This window comes from Microcystis sp. M53598_WE2 (assembly GCF_030067735.1).
Taxonomy (GTDB): domain Bacteria; phylum Cyanobacteriota; class Cyanobacteriia; order Cyanobacteriales; family Microcystaceae; genus Microcystis; species Microcystis aeruginosa.
In genome coordinates this window covers 1-5,696 of the sequence record NZ_JASJFE010000638.1, presented here as the reverse complement: position 1 = coordinate 5,696, position 5,696 = coordinate 1, and the positions used below count along the sequence as shown (strand labels likewise).

The 5,696-nt window shown below is 48.3% G+C and carries 3 protein-coding genes; 1 reads left to right on the top strand and 2 read right to left on the bottom strand.

Going from position 1 to position 5,696, the window contains the following annotated elements; all coding sequences use genetic code 11:
* Nucleotides 1-272 (top strand): hypothetical protein (locus tag PX636_RS12965; protein ID WP_288117504.1); only part of this gene is annotated, 272 nt, incomplete at its 5' end.
* A 44-nt stretch (nucleotides 273-316) separates the two neighbouring features.
* Here the strand turns inward: PX636_RS12965 and gltB are convergent.
* Both gltB and PX636_RS12955 read right to left on the bottom strand, forming a co-directional pair.
* Nucleotides 317-4,891 (bottom strand): glutamate synthase large subunit, encoded by a 4,575-nt coding sequence (gltB, locus tag PX636_RS12960; RefSeq protein ID WP_288117503.1) that lies wholly within the window; start codon nucleotides 4,889-4,891, stop codon nucleotides 317-319.
* 160 nt (nucleotides 4,892-5,051) lie between these two features.
* Nucleotides 5,052-5,333, bottom strand: coding sequence for a DUF433 domain-containing protein (locus PX636_RS12955; protein ID WP_104396872.1), 282 nt, complete (start codon nucleotides 5,331-5,333; stop codon nucleotides 5,052-5,054).
* Nucleotides 5,334-5,696 lie beyond the last annotated feature (363 nt).

Genomic DNA, 5,696 nt, shown 5'->3' with positions numbered 1-5,696 from the left:
TAAAAAATACTGATGACGTCACACAGTTGGTTGCAAAATTCAAGATTGAAGGACGAATGGAAGAACTTGAACAACTTTCAAAACGTAGAAGTGAGGCTGAAGGCGGCGACGTCAACGGTGTCGTTGTGTCTCCGGAAGAGGCCCGCAAATTACGAAGGCTTTCTATTCTGGCCGGATTTGACCGGAAAATTTCAAAGGTGAGAAAATTGTTTTGTGTGTCCATTGGAATGACAGGAGTTAGGTCTATAAACAACATCTACCCTCTATTTTAACTTGTCTATTGAAAAAAAGGGGGCTGAATAAGCCCCCTTAACCTCTAACTACCGCCAATCCTTGCCACATCGCGGGCGTTGGCTTCAAAAGCCGCATCGAGAGCAGAATCGCCGGTTAAACCAGAATCTAACGCCTCTTTAATACACTGCAACATCCGCTTATAATCCTTGGGCATTACTTTAACAAACTTGGGCAACATTTCCGACCAATTTGCTAAAACCAGGGCTGCTTTTTGACTATGGGTGTAATCAGCATGGCGTTGAATTAACTCGCGTAAATCGTCGATTTCTTCCCCATCTAGTGCCTCTAAAGCTACCATTTGGGTATTGCAACGAGTGGCGAAATCCCCCGACTCATCGAGGACGTAGGCGACACCACCACTCATCCCGGCGGCGAAATTGCGACCGGTGGGCCCTAAAACAACGACTTTACCCCCCGTCATATACTCGCAAGCGTGGTCGCCAACAGCCTCAACCACCGTAGTCACCCCAGAGTTACGCACCCCAAAACGTTCCCCAGCAACCCCAGAAATATACACCTCACCACTGGTCGCGCCGTATAAAGCCACATTACCGATGATAATATTCTCCTCGGCCACAAAAGTGGAACCTTTGGGCGGATAAACGATGATTTTGCCACCGCTTAAACCCTTACCCACATAATCATTGGCATCCCCTTCTAACTCCAGTGTCACCCCTTTGGGAACAAAAGCACCGAAACTCTGCCCCGCGCTGCCCTGAAAATGGAGATGTACGGTATCTTCGGGTAAACCCTCCCAGTGACGTTTAGTGATTTCGTTGCCTAAAATCGTCCCCACCACGCGGTTAATATTTTTAATCGGTAGTGTCGCCTTGACTTTTTCGCCTTTTTCAATGGCATCTTTGCATAAATCCAGTAAAACGGTTATATCCAAGGACTTATCTAAACCGTGGTCCTGGGGAATCTGGCAATAGCGTCCTACCTCTGGAGCTACCTCCGGTTGATAGAGAATCGGAGTTAGGTCAATTCCTTTCGCTTTCCAATGTTCTACAGCCTGTTTCGGCTCTAATACATCAGTTCGCCCCACCATTTCATTTAAGGTGCGGAATCCCAATTCGGCCATAATTTCCCGCACTTCTTGGGCGATAAATTTCATGAAATTCACCGTATATTCGGGATCCCCGATGAAATTCTTCCGTAATAACGGATCCTGAGTCGCTACCCCCGCCGGACAGGTATTAAGATGACAAACCCGCATCATAATACAGCCTAACGTTACCAGTGGCGCGGTCGAAAAACCGAATTCTTCGGCCCCCAATAGGGTTGCCACCACCACATCGCGGCCGGTTTTCATCTGGCCATCGGTTTCCACCGCAATGCGACTGCGAAGATTATTTAACACCAATGTTTGATGGGTTTCTGCTAGTCCCAACTCCCAGGGTAAACCCGCGTGTTTAATCGAGGTTTGCGGTGAGGCACCGGTCCCACCATCGAAACCAGAGATTAAAACCACGTCGGCGTGAGCTTTAGCGACTCCGGCGGCGATTGTGCCAACTCCCACCTCAGAAACCAGTTTTACGCTCACTCTGGCCGCACGATTGGCATTTTTTAGGTCATGAATCAACTCCGCTAGGTCTTCAATCGAGTAGATATCGTGGTGGGGTGGGGGAGAGATTAAACCGACTCCGGGGGTGGAGTGACGGACTTTGGCAATCCAAGGATAGACTTTTTTACCTGGTAATTGACCGCCTTCGCCCGGTTTTGCCCCCTGGGCCATTTTTATCTGCAATTCTCGCGCTTGGGAGAGGTAAAGACTGGTGACACCAAAACGGCCGGAAGCCACCTGTTTAATGGCACTATTTTTCGAGTCTCCCCGTTCATTTGTCCAAGTGTAGCGCTCGGAATCTTCGCCCCCTTCCCCGGTGTTCGACTTGCCACCGATACGATTCATGGCAATAGCGAGGGATTCGTGGGCCTCTTTGGAAATGGACCCGTAACTCATGGCCCCGGTTTTAAAGCGTTTCATAATCGCTTCAATCGGTTCCACTTCTTCTATGGGGATACTTTCCCGGTTTTTAAAGGTTAATAATCCCCGCAGGGTGAAGAATTTTTGATTTTGTTGGTTGACCAGTTGGGAATATTTCTTAAAGAGGTCGTATTTGCCCAATTTTACCGCTTGTTGCAGGGTGTGAATGGTTTCTGGGCTAAAAAGATGGGCTTCCCCGTCCTTACGCCATTGATATTCACCGCCAATATCGAGGGTATGCACATTCACGTCCCGGTCGGGGAAAGCGTGGCCATGTCTGAGTAGGGATTCCCGGGCAATAATTTCTAAATCGGCCCCTTCAATGCGGGAAGCTGTCCAAGTAAAATAGCGATCGACTACCGATCGATTTAAGCCGATAGCCTCGAATATTTGCGCCCCACGGTAGCTTTGCAGGGTAGAAATGCCAATTTTAGAGGCCACTTTAATTACGCCCTTGGTGGCGGCTTTTATGTAGTTTTTACAGGCACTCTGGTGGTCAACTCCTACCAATAAACCTTCCTCGATCATACTGCCGAGGGTGGCAAAGGCTAGATAGGGATTAATCGCACCGCAACCATAACCGAGGAGAAGGGCGTAGTGATGCACTTCCCGGGGTTCGCCGGATTCCAGGACAAGGCCGACTCTGGTACGGGTTCCCTGCCGGATGAGGTGGTGGTGTAAACCAGCAACCGCCAGCAGTGAGGGAATCGGGGCGTGATTTTTATCGATACCTCGATCGCTTAAAATAATAATGCTCGCGCCCGCTAAAATTGCCTCGTCCACCTCTTGACAAATTGCCTCAATTGTGCTACGCATTCCCTCGACTCCCGAAGTGGGATCAAAGAGAATGGGAATAGTCACGGTTTTAAATTCGCTATTGCCCTGTAAACGCGCTAATTGGGCGTTAGTGAGGATGGGAGAGTTAAGTTTAATCAGGTGACAGCTTTCTGGCTGCGGATCCAGGAGATTTCTCTCCGCGCCGATAGTGGTGATGGGAGAGGTGATAATTTCTTCGCGAATCGAGTCAATCGGGGGGTTAGTGACTTGGGCGAATAACTGCTGAAAGTAATCATAAAGCAGTTTTGGCCGATCGGACAAGACGGCTAGGGGTGTATCGGAACCCATGGAACCCACTGCTTCCACTCCATCCCGGCCCATGGGGGCTAATAAAAGACGTAATTCCTCAAAAGTGTAACCGAAAGCGGTTTGCTGTTGAATTAGGGAAACAGCAGTTTCCGGTGGCGCAGTTTCCACAGCCGTTAAATCATCTAAATTGACTAAATTTTCGTTTAACCACTGGCGATAGGGATGAGCTTTGGCAATACCTTCTTTTATCTCCTCATCGGCCACGATACGACCTTCTTTCATATCCACAAGGAACATCCGGCCGGGTTGCAGACGACCTTTAAAAGCGACGCGTTCCGGTTCAATGGGTAAAACTCCCGCTTCCGATGCCATGATTACTAGGTCATCTTTGGTGACGTAGTAACGGGAAGGACGTAAACCATTGCGGTCTAACACTGCTCCCATCATCGTACCATCGGTAAAAGCGATCGAGGCCGGACCATCCCAGGGTTCCATCAAACAGGAATGGTATTCATAAAAGGCTTTTTTCTCGTCACTCATCGATTCGTGGGCTGCCCAGGGTTCAGGAATCATCATCATGACAGCGTGAGGAAGAGAACGCCCCGATAAAACCATTAATTCTAGGGCATTATCAAAAATTAAGGAGTCACTACCCTCGATATTAATAACCGGCTGGATTTTTTTGATGTCTTCCCCGAATAAGGGTGAGGCAAACATCGACTGACGGGCGTGCATCCAGTTAATATTACCTCGCAGGGTATTAATTTCGCCATTGTGGGCAATATAACGGTAAGGGTGGGCGCGTTCCCAACTGGGGAAGGTATTGGTACTAAAACGGGAATGGACTAATCCTAAAGCGCTTTGAAAGTCGGGGTCGTGTAAATCGGGAAAATAGTCACCCACCTGTACCGGCATTAATTGCCCTTTATAGACAATGGTACGACTAGAAATACTGCAAGGATACCAGTAACGATTAAAGGATTGACGACTGAGGTGGGAACGTTTGCGAATAACGTATAATTTGCGTTCAAAGGCCAGATCATCGCTTAAATTGGCATCGCGTTCGATGAAAACCTGTTCGATAAAGGGTTCGGTAGATTTGGCCGAATTGCCTAAACTGGAGTTATCCGTGGGAACATCACGCCAACCGAGAACTTTTAACCCCTCTTCGGCGGCGATTTTCTCGAATTCCTGCCGACCTTTCCCGCGAATTTCGGCATCAGGGGCCGTGTAGAGCATTCCTACCCCGTATTGTCCCGCTGCCGGTAAGGTAAAACCTAGATTGCTGGTCACTTTCCGGAAAAATAGGTCGGGGATTTGGCACAAAATACCCGCCCCATCTCCGGTATTTTTTTCCGCACCGCACGCGCCACGGTGATCGAGGTTTAGTAAAATTGTTAAGGCTTGTTCAACAATATCGTGGGACTTTTTACCCGTTTTATGAACGATAAAACCGACACCACAAGCATCATGTTCAAATCGGGGATCGTATAGTCCTTGTTTCCGTGGAGTTTGATTGTTATTCATCTTGTCTAATAGCCTAGCAGTCTGGAAGGGAATGGCCTAGAGGGTGAGCCAGAGTAGCGATTCTAGGTATATCAATTTTGTATCCAGACTGAACCTTCGGTCTTATATCTTAAGGAAATGTTTCGATGTGACAAGGGTTCCTTTACACCGAAGAGATTATTCACGAATTTTTTAGCAGCGGATCGATTAAGTCGTCGGGAATGTGGTTACGCTCGATATAAGCGTTAATTTCCTCTAGATGGTCGCTGTAATAGGTCAACGCACTGAAAATCTGACTTAACGTCAGATGGGGCATTCCTAGGGGTATTTCTTCGGGAGCGACCCCCAGACGCCAAGTTTCGACGATGGCGCGGACGGGTGTACGGGTTCCTTTGATAATTGGTTCCCCGTGTAAAATCTCGTCGTCTCGAACGATATAGAGATATTCGGTCGCTTGAACCATCGCGGTTTTCTGGAGTGGATATCGTTTAGTTTATCGTATCGATCGAACCCCCGACTATTCCCCATAAATATCGGTTCGGTTACTTCAGCCACCCGATCTCACTTGCGGCGATTGTTTCGCTCTTTCTCGCCATTTTTTTGAATTTTCTGTAATTACCTCGCCCATCGATCGGGCTTTTTCCGCCGCATCCCGTGCCATTTCCAGAATTTCCTCTAGTTCCCGTTCATCGGAAATTTTGGGTCTGAAACCCCGCCGTTCTAGGTTGGCTTTACGTTAGAATTAAAAGGCCAGTCTCGAAAACCAAGTGGACGGCGCAGCACCTTGAAAACTCGGCTTAGGGGGTTCCGACCAGAAAAGCTTGGC